The organism is Lacticaseibacillus suihuaensis, from assembly GCF_054785075.1.
In genome coordinates this window covers 51,321-67,354 of the sequence record NZ_BAAGBJ010000005.1, presented here as the reverse complement: position 1 = coordinate 67,354, position 16,034 = coordinate 51,321, and the positions used below count along the sequence as shown (strand labels likewise).

Genomic DNA, 16,034 nt, shown 5'->3' with positions numbered 1-16,034 from the left:
CGCAAAGCCCGGTGACACGGAGGTCGCGCATGACTAGGCCGGTGATCGGCATCCTGGGCGCCGGCAAGCTCGGGACCACGCTGGCGCGGCTGACCGTCCACGCCGGCTACAAGACGTTGATTGCCAGCCGCAAGCCGGTGGCCGCCCTCCAGTGGATCATCGACACGCTGGCGCCAGGCGCCGATACGGTCAGCGCCAGCGACCTGACCCAGGCCGCCGACATTGTGATTTTGGCGATTCCGCTCAGCCAGATTCCGGCGCTGGACCCCCTGGCCCTGGCCGGCAAAATCGTTTTGGATGCGGCCAACTACTGGGCGGATGTCGACGGCAGCACCAACACCTACTCCAGCCTGACGGAGGGCTCATCCGAGGTCACCCAGCGGCTGCTGGCGCAAAGCCTAGTGGCCAAGGCCTTCAACCACATGGGCTACCACGACCTCGAAATCGAGGTCACGCGCCACGCCGCCGAACCCAGCGCGATGGCCTTTGCCACCGACCACGACCAGATTCGCCCGGCGGTGAGCGAGCTGATTGCGACGCTCGGTTTTGCCCCGCTGGACCTCGGCCCCCTGCGCTTCGGCCTGCTGCTGGAACCCGGCAGCCCCTTGTTCGGGCTCGCCGAGCCGGTGCCGGCCTTCCAGGCGGCGCTGGCCAACGTCTACGAGAGCCCCTTTGGCCGCCACGTGATTGCGGCCCGGGGCCAGCGGATTCAGTAGGCCCGACACGAAGAAGCCTTGCCCCGTTTTGCGACGGGCAAGGCTTTTTTTGGGTGCATTCACCAGGTCACGTGCAGCTTGCCCTGGGCGGCGCGGCTGGTCAAAACCAGCGTGAGGCGGGTGCCGACCGGGTAGCGGGTCAGATCCACAGTGTGGTTGTGGCCGAGCGGCAGCGTCACCGGCCGACCGCTTGCCGGCTTCAGCGTGAGCGTGGCGCGGCCCTTGGTCAACGAATCGCTGACGGCCAGTTGCGTCGTCGCCTTGGTGCGGGTGAAGTGTTGCGACTGCTGGCCGTTGAGGTACCAGAAGTTCATGCGCCAGTCGCCGGGGGTGCTGGTCTGCAGGCTGCACAGCGAGATGTCGGCCTTGGCCAAAAGCGCCGGGTGCCGCACCGCATCGACCGCGACGTCGACCGTCAGGCTCAAAGCGGTCAGCACCACCACCCCGACCCACACCAGCGGCCGCCGGTTTGCCGGCAGCGGCAGCGCCGGCGGCAAGGTAGCGCCGCAGTGAACGCAAACCGGTTTGCGGCGCAGCGTCGGCCGGTGGCAGACCGGACAGTCGCGCATCGCGCGGCGCCGCCCGACCAAAAGGTACAGCAAAAGTCCGAGCAGGCTGGGGGCAAGAATCACCACCAAGGTCCAGGCCAGCGGCGCAATCAGCCGGGCCGTCGCGTCAACGTAGGTCCACCAGCCCAGACCCAGCTTGGCTAGCGGCCAAAGAATTGCCAGAGCGACAATCATTATCATCAGCGTCATCGCGGTTCCGCCTTTCGCATCGCGCCGCCGAGCAGCGCCAGCACCCCAAGTCCCGAGCCCAGCACCACCGCTGCCGCCAGCCAGAACCACTGTGGGGCCACAAAGCTTGGTCCCAAAAGCCGCCAGCCCAGCCACAGCACGAGACTGCCTTCAACCATCATCGCCACCACCAGCGCCGGCAGCAGCCACCGGCCGCGGCGCGACGCGCGGTCGAGCCGCCGCATCAGTTGGGCCTGAAGCGCCGGCGGCACCGGCTCGCGGCTTTGCAGTCCCTGCTTCAGCATTTTGTCCAAGTCGTCATCGTTCATAATGGCATCGCTCCAATCCTGTCTGCAGCTTGCGCCTGGCCTGATGCAGGCGACTTTTGACCGTTCCTACGGGGATGTCCAGGCACTCGGCGATTTCGCCGACGCTCAGCTCCCCCATGTAAAACAGCAGCACCGGCACCCGCAGCGGCTCCGGCAGCTGCGCCACCAGCGTTCGCACCAGGGTCGCCGCCGCGTGTTGCTCGCTGATGGCAACGGGGTTCTGGCCGCCTGCGACGGTGGCCAGCGCCTCATCCGGGGCCGCTGGGGCGATGCGCCGCCGCCTGGCGAACTTACGCCGCGAATCCTGCCACAGCCGCACCGCCACGGCCATCAGGAAGCCTTGCGGGTTGCGCGTCAGATCGACCGGCGTGGTCATCGTCAGAAGCCGCAGGAACGTCTCCTGGTACAGGTCGCCGGCCGCATCCGCCGAGTGCGTCAGGTGCTGGCAAAAATGATACAGGCTGGCGCCGTGCTGCTCCGCCAGCCACGCGACGGTCTGCTGAGTGTTGCCCATGCCCTGCCTCCTTTCCTTTCACCCCGTTATCCGCGCAACTCGCCTTCGGGTTCAAACTTTATTCAACGCGTCGCAGTCGCCGTTGTCCATCCCCAAAACGGTGCTGGCCGCAACGCTTGCGACCCGCGGCAATGCTTGCGGTACAGGGCACCGGTCACGGCACCCGGCACCAGCCACGTCACCCGGCACCAGCCACGTCTCAAGGCACCACTTGCGGTACAGGGCACTGAACTCGCCTCAAGGCACCAAAAAGGCCGAACCCCCGATTGCGCGGGGGTTCGGCCTAATTGTTCAGTGCTGGATGTGTTCGTGCCTGGTGCCTTCAAGCGTCAGGCCGAGCGGTTTAGTGCTTCTTGTAGCCGCCCTTGGCGCTTTGCCGCTCGGAGCGCTTCTCGGAGTAGCGCCGGCTCTTGTCGTAAGGACGCTGGCTGTCGCGGTTGCTGTGGCCGCCGCGGTGGTCGCCTTCGCGGTGATCGCCGTTGCTGCGGCCCTTGTAGCCGTTGCCACCGCGCGAGTTGCCGTTGCCGCGGCCCTTGTAGTTGCCGTTGCCACGGGAGTAGCCGCCGCGGTGAGGCAGTGGCCGTTCCGGCGTGATTTTGACCGGAACACTCGAGGCGTCGTCCGGGCTGACCGCCTTGAGGTAGGCCGCCGCCAACTGAAGCGGGGTGAACTCCTCGAGCAGGCCTTCCGCCATCGGCTCGTACTTCTCGTAATCATCCGCCGCCACCTGGTTCTTGATCGTCTCAAGTCCGGTGGAGACTTGGCCCAGGAAGGCTTCCTTGGCTGTCGGCGGCTGAAGCGGCATCATCCGCTTCTTGGTCAGGTCCTCGATGGTCCGCAGGTAGCCGACCTCGTTAGGCGTCACGAAGGTCACGGACATCCCGGACTTGCCGGCACGGCCGGTCCGGCCGATGCGGTGAACGTAGGAATCCGGATCCTGCGGCACGTCGTAGTTGTAGACATGGGTGACCCCGGAAATATCCAGGCCCCGGGCCGCAACGTCGGTGGCGACCAAAAAGTCGAGCTCGCCGCCCTTGAACTGCTTCAGGACGCTCATGCGCTTTTGCTGCGTGAGGTCGCCGTGAATGCCTTCGGCGCGGTAGCCCCGGGCCTTCAAGCCGCGGGTCAGCTCGTCGACGCGGCGCTTGGTGCGGCCGAAGATCAGGGTCAGCTCGGGTGCCTGAACGTCGAACAGGCGGGTCATGATGTCGAATTTCTCAAAATCCTTGGCGCGAACATAGTACTGCTCGACGGTGTCGGCGGTCAGCTCCTTGGACTTGATCTTGACGGTGACCGGCTCGTGCATGAAGGTGTCGGTCAGGCGCATGATCGGCGCCGGCATGGTGGCGGAGAACAGCAGCGTCTGGCGCGTCTCCGGGGCGGTTTTGACGATGCTTTCGATGTCTTCGATGAAGCCCATGTCGAGCATTTCGTCGGCCTCGTCCAAGACCAGGGTCCGCAGGTTGCCGAGCTTCAGGGTGTGGCGGTTCAGGTGGTCGAGCAGACGCCCTGGGGTGCCGACAACGATCTGCGGGTGATCGGCCAGGCCGCGAATCTGGCGGCGAATATCCGCGCCACCGTAGACGGCCTGAACCTTGACGTGCTTGTCGGCGCCAAGTTTGTAGAGTTCTTCTTGGGTCTGGACGGCCAGCTCACGCGTCGGCGAAATCACCAGCGCCTGAACGTTGCGGTCCGTGGTGTCGATTTCCTGCAAAATGGGCAGGCCGAACGCGGCGGTTTTACCGGTCCCCGTCTGCGCTTGGCCGATAACGTCCTTGCCTTGCAGCATCAACGGGATGGTCTCTGCCTGGATCGGCGTGGCTTCCTCGAAGCCGGCGCGTTCGATCGTTGACAGCAGTTCCGGTGCTAAACCGAGTTCATTAAACTTCAAATAGGTTCCTCCTTGATTGTGCGAAAAGCCGCGTTCAACCAAGGCCTCCCCGGGTCAATGACGGCTATTTTCTGAAAAGTGTCCTAACCATCTTAACATTAGTGGTGGGGGAACACAAATGCCAGAGCGGAGCATGGCGTATTTAGCGAACCGACTAGCGTAGCGGTGGCGCTTGAAGCGGTCCTTGCTTCGAGTGACACCGCTAGCTAATCGCGTTCGCGGTGCCTTGCAAAGCTCGACGACCAGAGCGGAAGCCGGCGAACTTAGCGGGACGGCTAGCCTAGCGCCGCAGCTTGGGACCCGCACTTGGTCCCGAGTCGCGGTGCGTAGCTAGCCGCTCCCGCGTTGCCGGCTGGAGCTCGACGACCAGAGCGAAGAAGCGCGGGTTTAGCGGGACGGCTAGCGTAGGGCTGGGGCTTGAGACCCGCACTTGGCCTCAAGCGCCGGACCTAGCTAGCCGCTCCCGCGTTGCGCTTCGGAGCTCGACGACCAGAGCGGAAGCCGGCGTATTTAGCGGGACAATTGGCAAGTAAACTTCGGTCGCCACGCCCAAACAGGCCCCGCTCAGCTGAGCGGGGCCTGTCCTATCTCACCCGCGGTCCCCTTCGATCAGGGCAGCGAGGACTTTTTCCAAGTGCAGGCCGTGACTGGCCTTCAAGAGCACCATGTCGTCATGACCGACGTCGTCCATCAGGGCCGTGATCAGGCGCGGCTGCTGGTCCTTGGGGAAGTAGTGCAAGTCGGCGGCCGGGTACTTGGTCGCCAGGGCATCCGCCAGCGGCCGAATCTCGTCGCCGTAGAGGTAGACGACCTGGACCTTGGCCGGGTCCAGCGCCGCGGCGACGCTTGCGTGAAGCTCCGGGCTGGCGGCGCCGAGCTCGAGCATGTCGCCCAAAACGGCAATGCGCCGGCCGGCGACCGGGAACTCGCCGAAATCGCGCAGCACGGCCTTCATCGCCGTCGGGTTGGCGTTGTAGACGTCGCTTAGAATCTGCTCGCCGTCGTCTCCGGTCACCCATTGGGTACGATTCTTCGTGATTTTGAAGCTGGCCAGCGCCTGCTGGATGGCCTCGGGCTTGACGTGGAAGCGCCGGCCGACCAGAATGGCGGCCAGGGCGTTAGTCACGTTGTACTCGCCCATCACCGGAATGGTGAAGCGCAGGTCAGGCCAGCGCGACAGGGAAAAGTCGGTGTGGGTCTCGAAGCTCTCGATGTCACGGGCGAACAACTGGTTGTCCGGATCCAGGCCGAAGGTGCGTTGCTCCTGCGGGACGCTGGACGCACGGTCGCGCAAAAGCGGCTCGTCGCCGTTGTAGACGAACAGACCGTCTTCCTTGAGCCCGTCGACCACCTCCATCTTCGCGTCGGCGATCTTGTCGCGGGTCTTGAAGAACTCGATGTGAGCCTCGCCGATCATCGTGATCACCGCGACGTCGGGCTCGACTAGGACGCTTTTGTCGTGCAGCTGGCCGGGCCGGTCCATGCCCATCTCGACCACCAGAACCTCGGTGTTAGTGTCCATGGCCAGAATCGTCATCGGCACCCCGATCTCGTTGTTGAAGTTGTCCTTGGTCTTCCAGACGTGGTACTGCGTGGCCAAAACGGCGGCGGTCATGTCCTTGGTCGTGGTCTTGCCGTTGCTGCCGGTAATCGCCACCACCTTGGGGTTGACCTTCATCATCAGGTAGTAACGTGCCAGCGCCTGCAGCGCCGCCAAGGGGTCTGGCACCACCAGCTGCGGCACCCCGGTCGCCAGCGGCGCGTGGTCGGCGCTAACGAAGGTCGCGGCCGCGCCTTTTTTCACCGCGTCGGGAATGAACGCGTGGCCGTCTCGCGCGTCGACCAGCGGCACGAACAGGTCGCCGGGCACCAGATCGCGCGTGTCGAACGCCACCCCGGTGATGGTCGGGCAGCTCACCTCGGGCAGGGGGCAGGTGGCCCCCACCACCCGCGCGATCTCGTTAAGCTTCATCTTCATTACACTACACTCCTGTCTATCCATTCGTCGCATTGCGCGGTCAAAAGCGCCCTAACGCCTGGCCGAAGCCGGCGGTAGAGCGCCCAAAGCCTTGGAACTGTGAATCATTGCCGCCACTCGATGCGCCAGGAATCGGTCGAGCGAACCAGAATCAGGTCGCCGAGCCGCACCACCTGGTCGGGCGTGAACGCCTGGTCGGGAACGAAGCGGTTGCGGGGCCGGGCCAGCGGGATTTTGACCTGGTCGCGGGAGAAAATGCCCCGGGAAAAATCCATCAGCACTCCTTCCTCAAAGGCGCTGTAAAGCATGTCGATCACCGACTTAGGCACCGGTGCGAAGTGCTGAACCCCCAAGCGCAGCCAGAACGGCTGGTCGTTGGCGGCCAGGCGCAGGTGCCGGACCAAGGCGGCCGACAGGGTCGCTGAGAACAGATCACGGCGCCGGAAGTACATCGTGACCATTTCGTTGTTCAGTGGCAGGTACACCAGCTGATTTTGCAGCTTGTAGTAGTACGGCGGTTGGATGTGCGTCTTGGCGTGGCCCAGGTACAACAGCTCCGCAATCTCGGTCGGCAGAAGCTCGCGCAGGTAGCTGCCGTGCTTGTAATCCAGCCAGCAGCGATCCCGCGCCTTTTTACTGCGCAAAAAGGCCGTCACCGCCTCCGCGCCGCTGATTTCGTTGAACCCAGTGTGGGGGTCAATGAACTCGTCTTGATCGACCGGCGGCAGCAAAAGCAGGTGCCGAAATGGCGTCGCAGTCGCCTCCAGCACATCGCTGGCCGACAGCCCTGCGGTTAAAAATAGATGCGCCAATGGCTCGTAATGCACGTAAATCACTGTATTGCGCAACGCTTAGACTCCTTATCCGTTCTATCGTGATTATATCGCAAAATGAGTGGGGATGCTGAGAATTAGAGCGTGGAGAAGCGCGGTTAGCCGGCCGGCTAGCGTCAGGCTGGGCATTGAGCCCGGGTTTGGCTCAGTGTCCGGCCTGAGCTAGCCGCGGCGGCGATGCGCTTCGGAACGCGTTTAGAGCGTGGAGAAGCGCGGGGTTAGCGGGACGGGCTGCCTAGCCGTGGCAATTGGGCCGGCACTTGGCCCAAATGACGCGGCGTAGCAGGCCGCTCCCGCGTTGCGCTTCGGAACGCGTTTAGAGCGTGGAGAAGCGCGGTTAGCCGGCCAGACAGCGTCAGGCTGTGGTCTCCGGGCCCCGGGCTGGTCGCAAAACATCCCGCTTCGCCTCGCCCGGTTGCATCCCCCGCTGCACTTCGCTATCATGGCGCTGAAGACGACCACCGAGGAGGAAGCACATGATCAATTGGCCAGCCACCATTCCCGCACTGCCGCTACCCAACCTGCCGGCCGACCCGCGCATTCCGCAGGCCTACTTCGATCTGATTGCCCAGGGGCAGTGGCCGCGGCGCTTTTTCGTGACCACGAACGAGCCGACCTCCGAAAGTCTGACCGGGGTCTCGGTTCATGCCTTCCTGACGCCGGGGCCGCGGCCGCTCACGCCTTTGACGCCGGACCAGGTGCCGTTCGCGCAGGACGGTAGCCAAAGTTTTTGCTTCGACCTGGCGCATGGCGGGGTGCGGTTCGTCGACAGCGAGGTTGATCAGTGGCTGACGGTGGCGCCAAGCTTGACGGCGTTCGTGGCGCAGCTGACCTGGCAGCCGCCGCAGCTGGCCGCGCCGGTGTCCGACCAGGCGTTCTACCACGCGCTGATGGTGGCCACGGACGCACAGCTGCCGGCCCTGTTCGACCTGGCTCGCGAGGAGAAGCGCGATTACCTGGACTGGCTGCCGTTTTTGCCGGCCAAAAGCGCCCGGGCCGAGGCGGCGTTCGCCCTGCATTACATGCCGCTGACGCCGGCTCAACGCAAGCGACTCAGCGCTTGGTGAACATGAAGGTCTCAAGCCACCGCGGATCGCGCCGGACGCCGAAGATCGTGGCGATGCCCAGCAGCACGGCGCCGAACACGTCGGCGAAGAGGTCGCCCATCGTGTCCATCAGCGCCGCGCGACCGGCCAGCAGCGTGTGGCCGCTGGCATAACGCTGCATGTTTAGGCCGAACAGCCCGTCGCCGGTGAACTCGTAGAACTCCCAGAAGACCCCCAGCAGGACCCCGAAGCTGACCGCAAAAATGGCCAGCAGGCGCGGGTCTATTTTTGACCGCTGGGACTTGGGCGTCAGCGCCATGAAAATCGCCAGCCCCAGGCCGCCGAGCAGCGCCGCGGAGAATAGGTGGAGAAACTTGTCCCAGTACGGAATGTTGTAAAACTGCATCCCGGTTCCCAGCAGCACCGACGCGAGAATGAAGCACTCGTAGATCACCTTGAGGAGGCTCGGGAAGCCGAAGTGAAACAGCCGCTCCAACCCCATCGGCAACAGCGCCAGCACGATGCCGGCAACCACCTGGCCGGCGAGCATCGCCTGACCGGGGTACAGCGGGTGGCCGGCCAAATACGCCGGAACGCAGATTGCCAGGTAAATCAGGCCACCGGCGACGTTGAGTCCGTACAAACCCTTCAATAACTTAGACATCTCGCCACTCCTTTCGACCGGTCGCCTTGCCAGACACCGGCACTCACCTTCAGTCTACCGGCCCCAAGGCAGCGGTGCAAGTGACGTCGCCTTGGAGGCGCTCGCCGCACCTCGGGGCGAAGCCCACGCCCCAAGCCCCGGTGGTAGGCTAGCCGTCCCGCGAAATGCGCCGGCCTTCGCTCTTGGGCAAAAAAAAACCACCATCGCTGGTGGAAAAGTTTGGGGGAACTTTTTTGGGAGTGTAAGTTAATGTGTAAGCATAAGGCCGATTACCATTGCCTTAATATGGTTCTATTGTAACGTGTATATCTTGGTAAAAGGATTCAACATTTGTAAAAATGCTTTCCAGAATCTGTCACGCCAGCTTTTGGGCCCGGGCCCGGCGCCACTGCGAAAGCTGCGGCCAGAACCACCACAGCAGGCACAGCGCCAGCACCACCAGCGGCATCCCCAGGCTGTTGGCGAACTCGAAGTAACCGTAGCGCGACCAACTGATGCCAAAGCCGAAGCCGTACAAAACGGCCAAGGCGCTGAACACCACCTGAAGCGGTCGCACCAGCACCGCCGCGTCGTGCTCCAGCGACAAGTGGGTGAAGCCCCAGGCCCCGACCCAAGCCAGCCCTCCGGCCAGCAACGCCATTGCGACCAGCGTCGGCCAGTAGAACCGCCCCGGCGTGGCCAACGCCCCGCCGAAGCTGTTGTAGCTGACGTGATCCACCAGCTGCGCGTATAGCCCCTGGAGATTGCAGAAGGTTGCGGTCACCGTCCACAGCAGGATGACCGTGACCGCCCCGACCTGCCACAGCCGCCCGGCGAACATCGCAAGCGTGGTGGCGACGACGTAGGTCGCCAGCGCCGCTACGGCGTCGTACAAAAGCAGGCCAAAAATCTCAAGGCCGGTGGTGTTGATGTACTGGACCGGAATGTTGGCGTAAAGGCCACCCATCATAATCGCCTGGCCGACAATCACGCTGCCAAGCACCGCGGCGGCGCCGAGGCCGACCTTGCCCCAGTAGAGCTTGCGGCGAGCGAAGCGGGTGCCGAGCACGAAGCGGTCGAACTTGCCGAAATGGTCCCAGCCGGCCAGCACCAGGCCGAACACGAAGGCGGCGAAGAGGTAAAGCGTGTTGACCCCGAGGTTACCGACGCTTTGCGGCAGCATCGGCGTGTGGTCGCCCTTGGGCAGCTCGTCTTGGTAGACGTTCAGCGTGTCTTGCACGAATTGCGCGTAAGACACCTCCTTGTAAACCTTGCCCTTGTTTTTGGCCAAGTCCTTGGCCAGTTCCTTGTTGTAGGTCTTTTGCGACACCATGTTGGTTCTGGCCTCGTGGTAGGATTCGACCGCGTCGGACACCATGGTGCCGGTGGTGATGGCCGCCACCGCGAACAGCGCCACGATCAACCAGCGGTAGCGCCGCCCGTACAACCTGAGAATTTCACGCATGTTCAAGCCCTCCTTGCATGTGGTCGAACTCGCTTCTGAACAGGTCGGTCAAGTCAAGCGGCCGCTGCTCCATGTAAACCGGCGCGAGGTCCCGCAGCTGGCGGTCCAGTGCGGCGGTGTAATCGACGAACAGCACCGTCACCACGCGGCCTTGCACGTTGAGAATGCGGCCGTTCTCGCGAATCAGGGCCGGCAGCTCGGGCGTTTTGAACACCAGCTGCAGCTTGACCGCCTTCTCCCGCACGTCCTCCAGCCGGTAGTCGTGGCTGATGGTGTGGCGCTTGAGAAAAAGGATCCGGTCGGCGATGCCGTCGAGCTCCTGCAGGTTGTGCGACGCGATCAACAGGCCGCGCTTGCCGTCGGCCACGGCGTCGACGACCAGCGAGACAATCGCCTCGCGAATGAACAGGTCCAGCCCGTCGAACGGCTCGTCCAGCATCACGAACGGCGCGTTGCTGCACAGGCTCAGCAGCACGACCACCACCGCCTGGTAGCCCTTGGACAGCTCGCGGAAGCGCTGTCTTGGTGCTAGGTCGTAATCGGCAGCCGCGGCGAAGAAGTGCTGGCGGTCAAAGCCCGGATAAGCCAGCGCGTAATCGGCCACGATGGCGGCCAGCGTGTTGCCAGCGAAAAACACCTGGCTGGGATCGATGTAAATCAGGTCGGCCCGCTGCCCCGGTGCGGTTGCGAGGTCCCGACCATCCACTGCGACGGTGCCGCCATCCGGCAGGTACTGATTGATCAGCGTTCGCATCAACGTGGTTTTGCCGGCCCCGTTCTCGCCGACCAACCCGATGATCTCACCCGGCTGCCAGGCGAACCCGACGTCTTGCAACACCGGCCGCCCGGCGATGCGCTTGGTCAAATGCTCAACCGTTAACTTCATGATTCATGCCCCATTTCTTCCATTACCCATTGTTGCACCGTCGCCTGGTCGACCCCGGCCGCCTGAATGGCGACCATCAAGGCGGCGAAGCGCTGGTGCAGCGCCGCCACCTCGGCCTGCTGCGGCGCCTTTTGCCCGGCCGCGATGAACGACCCCAGCCCCGGTCGGACCTCCACCACCCGGTCTGCCTCCAACTGCTTGTAGGCCTTGGCCACCGTGTTGGGGTTGAGCTGACTTCGCTTGGCCATCTCCCTCACCGACGGCAGCTTCTCGCCCGGTGCCAGGATGCCGGCCGTGACTTGTTGCTTGATCTGCAGCACCAGCCGCTGGTAGTAAGCGAGGTGCGTGAACCGCGCATCATCCATGAGACTGCCTCCTCGAACCGCTTTTGTATTACGTGTACTATTATACACAGTACACCAACGAAAACAAGCCCCGAGAAAAAAAGCGGCAGTCCGAGCTTAAAATTTGCCAGGTAACCGCTTACCTGATAAGCTAAACTCAAGTGATCACTAGGATAGGGGTCGGTGGCCGGCCACCGTGACAAACCCTTCTTCGGCGGCGATCCAGTGGCAAGCGCCACGCTACCTCACGCAGACCAGGCCCCAGCCCGGCCCCGTCATCGATGATATCAGTGGAACCCGTCGCATTAGAGTGGGCGGGAATCATTAATCGTAGTGGATAACCGGTTGCAGTGTTATCAAACGCCCAACTCCAAGTACGGAGGTAGCTGCGGGCGGGCGAGGCGGCCGGGACGCGTACCGGCCAGCACGACCAAACCATTCCGGCGGCCCGGAAGGTGTGCTGGCTCAGGCGGCGTAACCTGTTTGAGATTCAAAGCACGACCGCCTGCTCAGGCGTGTGGATGTCACCGCACGGCGCAGTCCTGAGTCAGGAGGGTACGACCCCAGCCCCCGCGAACCACAAGCGCGGCCTGGGACGGCGGCACCGCCAGGCAGATCTAGGTCTGCCAGCCGGTGCCGGACAGGTGCGGGACCTGGTTTTGGCCCCGGCGCGGCGCTGCAGCGTCGTGCTGGGGCAGGAGTCTGGCCACCCAACGCCTTGTCGACACCCACGTGACCACAACGCCCAGATCCGCTGATGGGGTACTTCCCGCCGGCGGATTTGGTGCGTCCTGAAATGGGGCATCGCGGTTGGGCCAACGCAAAGGGCGGCGCGAAGTCTTGTCAACTTCACGCCGCCCTGTCGTCATTCAACTCGGTTGGCCTGCTTCTGCCAGCAACGCAAGCTACTCGGTTCGCTAGCGCCTCCGGCCTGCGCTCTGGGCACGTCGCGCTGCGAAGCGCGACGCGGGAGCGGCCTGCTGCGCTCTGGGCATCGTCGAGCTGCGGCCGGCAACGCGAACTCGATTAGCTTGCGCCACGCCTCGAAGCATAACCCGCTTCGAGCCGTGGTGCAGCGCTACTCGGTTCGCTAACGACGCCGGCCTGCGCTCTGGGCACAAAAAAAGACGACACCCAGTTCGTCTTTCTAAGAAGCCTTTTCTTCGTCATCAAACTTGATCTGAATCGATTTGGTGAGGAGGTCTGCATAACTGTAGGATACCCGCTCGAAAGAATTCTCGTCTTGATCAAGGTCGACCACGAAAATTGCTGGGTAAGTTTCTTTGAGGGTTCCCTTGCGACGGGTCACTTTCTTGCGACCCGCTTGGGCAACGACGGTCAAATTCTCCCCGATTTTTTTATCGAGTTGTTGCTTGATGCTTGCTAATGTAATGGGCATGCACTTCACCTCTTACAAAAGATTATAGCACGAACACAAGAAATTTGCAATTATACCATTCAAAGTTCTTGTCTGCAACTCTTTGAACCGCGCTGTGACGCACTTTTAACCGATTTCTCATCAAAAAATGCGGCTCAGAGCCCGGCGGCGGCCAGGGCATCGGTCAAAGCGGCGAATGTGGCGATCGACAGCTGCTCCGCACGGTTGTTCGGGGCGACGTCAACAGCCGCCAAAGCCGCGGTGAGCTTGGCTTTGGTCACCTCGTCCTTACCGAAAAGATTGGTCAAATTATTCCACAAAGTTTTGCGTCTGGCGACAAAACTGCCGCGAACCAACTTGTCGAACGCCGCCTGGTCGGCCACCGCCACCAGCGGCTGCTCGCGCCGGCGCAGCGTGACGATCGCCGAGTCGACGTTCGGCGCCGGCACGAAGGCGGTGCGGCTGACGGTGAAGGCCACGGCGACGTCCATGTTCTGCTGGACGCCGATCGACAGGCTGCCGTAATCCTTGCTGTTGGGCTGGGCCGTCAGGCGAGCGGCCACCTCTTTTTGCATCATGACGGTGATGCTGGCGAAGTCGATCGGCGTGTCGATCAGGTGCATCAGAATCGGCGTCGTGATGTAGTACGGCAGGTTGGCGACGACCTTGACGCGATGCTGACCGTCAAAATGGTCGGCGATCAACGTCGCCAAGTCGGCCTTCAGCACGTCGGCCTCGACCACGTCGACGTTGGCGTAAGGCGCCAGGGTCTCGGCCAAAACCGGCAAAAGCCGCGGGTCGATCTCAAGCGCCAGCACCCGATGGGCGGCTTCGGCCAAAAACTCGGTCAACGCGCCGATGCCGGGGCCGATTTCGATCACGTCGTCGTCTTGCCCGACCTCACCGGCGGCCACGATGTTGGCCAGAATCTTGGGGTTGGTCAGGAAGTTTTGGCCGAGGCTCTTCTTGAAGCGAAAGCCGTGGCGGCGCAGGATGTCGTTGGTGCGAGCTGGGGTTGCGATGTGTTCAGGCATAAATGTCCTCCGAGTTGAGTTGGGCCAGCGCCTCGGCGAAGGCGGCCGGCGTGATCTGAAACTGCGCCAGGCGCTTTTGCAGCTGCTTGCCGTTGGTGTAGCCGATGTGCAAAAGCTCGCCGAGCCGCTCCCGGCGGTGGCGCGAGCCGGCGCCGCCGATCAGCCCGGCCACCAGCAGGTCGCCTTGGGGAATCAGCTCCGGCGCGTCGGTCTGCTCGGTCACCAGATGCGCCAGCGCCTTTTTCAAAGAAGCCGGCGTCGCGTGTTCCACGCCGAGCGACCCCTGCCCGTCCGGCACGGCCTCGCCACGGGGCAAAAAGGCGTGGGTGACGCCTGGCACCGCGCGGCTGATGGTCTTGCGAATTTTTTCCCCCGGAAAATCGGGATCGGTCAGCACGATCACCCCGCGGGTGGCCTGGGCCTTGGCGATCAGCGCCAGGGTCTCCTTGGAAATCGCGCTGCCGCGGGTCTCGATGGTGTCAATCGGCCCGAACGCCTCAAACAGGCGCTTGGTGTCGTCGCGGCCCTCGACCACGATCACTTGCTTGAATGCTGTCACGAAAAATCCTTTCCTGCGCCGGCTGGGCCGGTGCGTGTCCATGGGTGGTGGCGCGGCTGCGGCGGTGGTCTGCGGCCGCCAACGTGCGGTTGTGGCGACTATGGCTGCCGACTGCGGCGATGGTCTGCGGCTGCCGAACGACCGCCGCTGGCAAACGGCGGCGCCTGTGCCGGGCTACTTCAGCCCGAACACCCGATGCGCATTGGCCCGGGTGATCGCCGCGATGTGTTCCGGGGCGTCCTCGCGCCACTTGGCGACGGCCTCGACCACGTAGCGGGTGTAGCCCGGCTGGTTCGGCTTGCCGCGGTAGGGTACCGGCGTCAGGTACGGCGCATCGGTTTCGACCAGCAGCCGGTCTTCGGGGATCAGCTGAACGCTTTCGTGTTCCTCCGGCGCGTTTTTGAAGCTGACGATGCCGGAAAACGACACGTACATCCCCAGGTCCAGAAACTTCCGCGCCCATTCCCCATCGCCGGTGAAGCTGTGCATGATGCCGCCGAAGTCTTCGAGGTGAGCGGCCTTCAAAATGTCGTAGGTGTCTTCGAACGCGTCGCGCGAGTGAATCGACACCGGGATGTGCAGGTCACGCGCAATCGCCAGCTGCCGCCGAAAAACGCGGCGCTGAATCTCGCGGGGGCTGGTGTCCCAGTGGTAATCCAGGCCGATTTCGCCCAGCGCTACCGTTTTGGCCGAAGCCAGCTGCGTGATCATCAGGTCCTCGGCCGCCTGGGTGTAATCCTTGCTGGACTCAGGATGCCAGCCGACAATCGCGTAAAGGTTGGGAAAACGCGCGGCCAGTGCCATCGCGCCGGCGTTAAGCGCCGTGTCCGACCCCACAATGGCCATCTCGGTGACGCCCAGCGACGCGGCGGTTGCGACGTAGGCCGCCTCCTCCCCGGCGTAAGGCGTGTCGTTCAAATGCGTGTGTGAATCAAAGATCTCCATGTGACGTCGTCCTTTCCAATCATTCCTATCCAGTATACGCGGAGTTGAGGGGAGGAACAAACAGAGGGTGGAACCGAGCGTATTTAGCGAACCGGCTAGCGTAGGTCAGACGCTTGAAGCGGGCTTTGCTTCGAGTGTCTGACCTAGCTGGACGCGTTCGCGTTGCGCGGTGGAACCCGTTTAGAGGGTGGAAAAGCGCGATTTAGCGGGACGGGTAGCCTAGCGCTGGCGTTGGGGCGGGTTATGCCCCAGCGACGGTGCGTAGCTAGCCGCTCCCGCGTTGCGCTTTGGAACCCGTTTAGAGGGTGGAAAAGCGCGATTTAGCGGGACGGGTAGCCTGGCGCCGGCGTTGGGGCGGGTTATGCCCCAGGTTTCGCATCCCTGGCACAAGTCAGCTTGGTCACAATTCCGCTTCCGCCCAATTTTTTCACCTGCAACGACACCCACAGCTAACCAGTCTGATATAATGTATTCGTAAGAATTGATATGGAGGAGCATTCATGTCTACTGTTGATTTGATCGTGCGAGCTTACACGGACCTCGACCACCACAGCGTCATCGAGGTCATTTTCGCCAGCGCCGATCACGACCGGGCGGCGGCCAAGCTTGCCGAGCTGCGCCAGGGTAGCCCGGCGCATATCCACTACATGTCCTACACGGTGCCTTTGGACACCGACCTGACGGCGCTTGCCACCTACCCGATGTTCGAGACGGCGCCGAACAACATGCCGTAATC

Annotated in this window: 17 protein-coding genes; 3 read left to right on the top strand and 14 right to left on the bottom strand. The window is 63.1% G+C overall.

Annotated features, from left to right (window positions below):
• The first annotated feature begins 29 nt into the window (after positions 1 to 29).
• Positions 30 to 716: an NADPH-dependent F420 reductase gene (locus ACYVRZ_RS05940; protein WP_461225601.1), complete on the top strand. Its 687-nt coding sequence runs from the start codon at positions 30 to 32 to the stop codon at positions 714 to 716.
• A 59-nt stretch (positions 717 to 775) separates the two neighbouring features.
• On the opposite strand, the gene ACYVRZ_RS05935 is transcribed toward ACYVRZ_RS05940, so the two are convergent.
• The 6 genes from ACYVRZ_RS05935 to ACYVRZ_RS05910 form a co-directional block, all read right to left on the bottom strand.
• Complete coding sequence (locus ACYVRZ_RS05935) at positions 776 to 1,474, bottom strand: hypothetical protein (protein ID WP_461225599.1); 699 nt, start codon at positions 1,472 to 1,474, stop codon at positions 776 to 778.
• Positions 1,471 to 1,782, bottom strand: coding sequence for a hypothetical protein (locus ACYVRZ_RS05930; RefSeq protein WP_461225597.1), 312 nt, complete (start codon positions 1,780 to 1,782; stop codon positions 1,471 to 1,473). The genes ACYVRZ_RS05935 and ACYVRZ_RS05930 overlap by 4 nt, the downstream gene beginning before the upstream one ends.
• Positions 1,772 to 2,296, bottom strand: coding sequence for an RNA polymerase sigma factor (locus tag ACYVRZ_RS05925; protein ID WP_461225595.1), 525 nt, complete (start codon positions 2,294 to 2,296; stop codon positions 1,772 to 1,774). Before ACYVRZ_RS05925 ends, ACYVRZ_RS05930 begins: the two co-directional genes overlap by 11 nt.
• A 343-nt stretch (positions 2,297 to 2,639) precedes the next feature.
• A complete protein-coding gene (locus ACYVRZ_RS05920) occupies positions 2,640 to 4,187 on the bottom strand; it encodes a DEAD/DEAH box helicase (RefSeq protein WP_461225593.1) in 1,548 nt (515 codons plus the stop codon).
• 589 nt (positions 4,188 to 4,776) lie between these two features.
• Entirely contained in the window at positions 4,777 to 6,165 is a 1,389-nt protein-coding gene (locus tag ACYVRZ_RS05915) for a UDP-N-acetylmuramoyl-tripeptide--D-alanyl-D-alanine ligase (RefSeq protein ID WP_461225591.1), read from the bottom strand.
• Positions 6,166 to 6,269: 104 nt separating this feature from the next.
• Positions 6,270 to 7,013 carry a hypothetical protein gene (locus ACYVRZ_RS05910; protein ID WP_461225589.1) on the bottom strand — a complete coding sequence of 248 codons (744 nt, stop codon included), beginning with the start codon at positions 7,011 to 7,013 and terminating at the stop codon, positions 6,270 to 6,272.
• Between the two features lie 461 nt (positions 7,014 to 7,474).
• Between ACYVRZ_RS05910 and ACYVRZ_RS05905 the strand changes: the two genes are divergently transcribed.
• Positions 7,475 to 8,065: an SMI1/KNR4 family protein gene (locus tag ACYVRZ_RS05905; RefSeq protein ID WP_461225587.1), complete on the top strand. Its 591-nt coding sequence runs from the start codon at positions 7,475 to 7,477 to the stop codon at positions 8,063 to 8,065.
• Here the strand turns inward: ACYVRZ_RS05905 and ACYVRZ_RS05900 are convergent.
• The 8 genes from ACYVRZ_RS05900 to ACYVRZ_RS05865 form a co-directional block, all read right to left on the bottom strand.
• Positions 8,052 to 8,708, bottom strand: a complete 657-nt coding sequence (locus tag ACYVRZ_RS05900; protein ID WP_461225585.1) for a hypothetical protein — start codon at positions 8,706 to 8,708, stop codon at positions 8,052 to 8,054. The two genes, ACYVRZ_RS05905 and ACYVRZ_RS05900, sit on opposite strands and share 14 nt — an antisense overlap.
• A gap of 355 nt (positions 8,709 to 9,063) precedes the next feature.
• A complete protein-coding gene (locus tag ACYVRZ_RS05895) occupies positions 9,064 to 10,152 on the bottom strand; it encodes a hypothetical protein (RefSeq protein ID WP_461225583.1) in 1,089 nt (362 codons plus the stop codon).
• Positions 10,145 to 11,038, bottom strand: a complete 894-nt coding sequence (locus ACYVRZ_RS05890) for an ATP-binding cassette domain-containing protein (RefSeq protein WP_461225581.1) — start codon at positions 11,036 to 11,038, stop codon at positions 10,145 to 10,147. The genes ACYVRZ_RS05895 and ACYVRZ_RS05890 overlap by 8 nt, the downstream gene beginning before the upstream one ends.
• Positions 11,035 to 11,403, bottom strand: a complete 369-nt coding sequence (locus tag ACYVRZ_RS05885) for a GntR family transcriptional regulator (protein ID WP_461225579.1) — start codon at positions 11,401 to 11,403, stop codon at positions 11,035 to 11,037. Before ACYVRZ_RS05885 ends, ACYVRZ_RS05890 begins: the two co-directional genes overlap by 4 nt.
• Before the next feature lie 1,126 nt (positions 11,404 to 12,529).
• A complete protein-coding gene (locus tag ACYVRZ_RS05880; protein WP_262315595.1) occupies positions 12,530 to 12,781 on the bottom strand; it encodes a Veg family protein in 252 nt (83 codons plus the stop codon).
• 134 nt (positions 12,782 to 12,915) lie between these two features.
• Positions 12,916 to 13,794 carry a 16S rRNA (adenine(1518)-N(6)/adenine(1519)-N(6))-dimethyltransferase RsmA gene (gene rsmA, locus ACYVRZ_RS05875; protein WP_461225577.1) on the bottom strand — a complete coding sequence of 293 codons (879 nt, stop codon included), beginning with the start codon at positions 13,792 to 13,794 and terminating at the stop codon, positions 12,916 to 12,918.
• Entirely contained in the window at positions 13,787 to 14,353 is a 567-nt protein-coding gene (gene rnmV / locus ACYVRZ_RS05870; protein ID WP_461225575.1) for a ribonuclease M5, read from the bottom strand. Before rnmV ends, rsmA begins: the two co-directional genes overlap by 8 nt.
• A gap of 174 nt (positions 14,354 to 14,527) precedes the next feature.
• A complete protein-coding gene (locus ACYVRZ_RS05865; RefSeq protein WP_461225573.1) occupies positions 14,528 to 15,298 on the bottom strand; it encodes a TatD family hydrolase in 771 nt (256 codons plus the stop codon).
• Between the two features lie 500 nt (positions 15,299 to 15,798).
• On the opposite strand from ACYVRZ_RS05865, the gene ACYVRZ_RS05860 reads away from it, so the two are divergent.
• On the top strand, positions 15,799 to 16,032 hold the full coding sequence (locus ACYVRZ_RS05860) for a phosphoribosylaminoimidazole carboxylase (protein ID WP_461225571.1): 234 nt from the start codon (positions 15,799 to 15,801) through the stop codon (positions 16,030 to 16,032).
• The last annotated feature ends 2 nt before the right edge of the window (positions 16,033 to 16,034 follow it).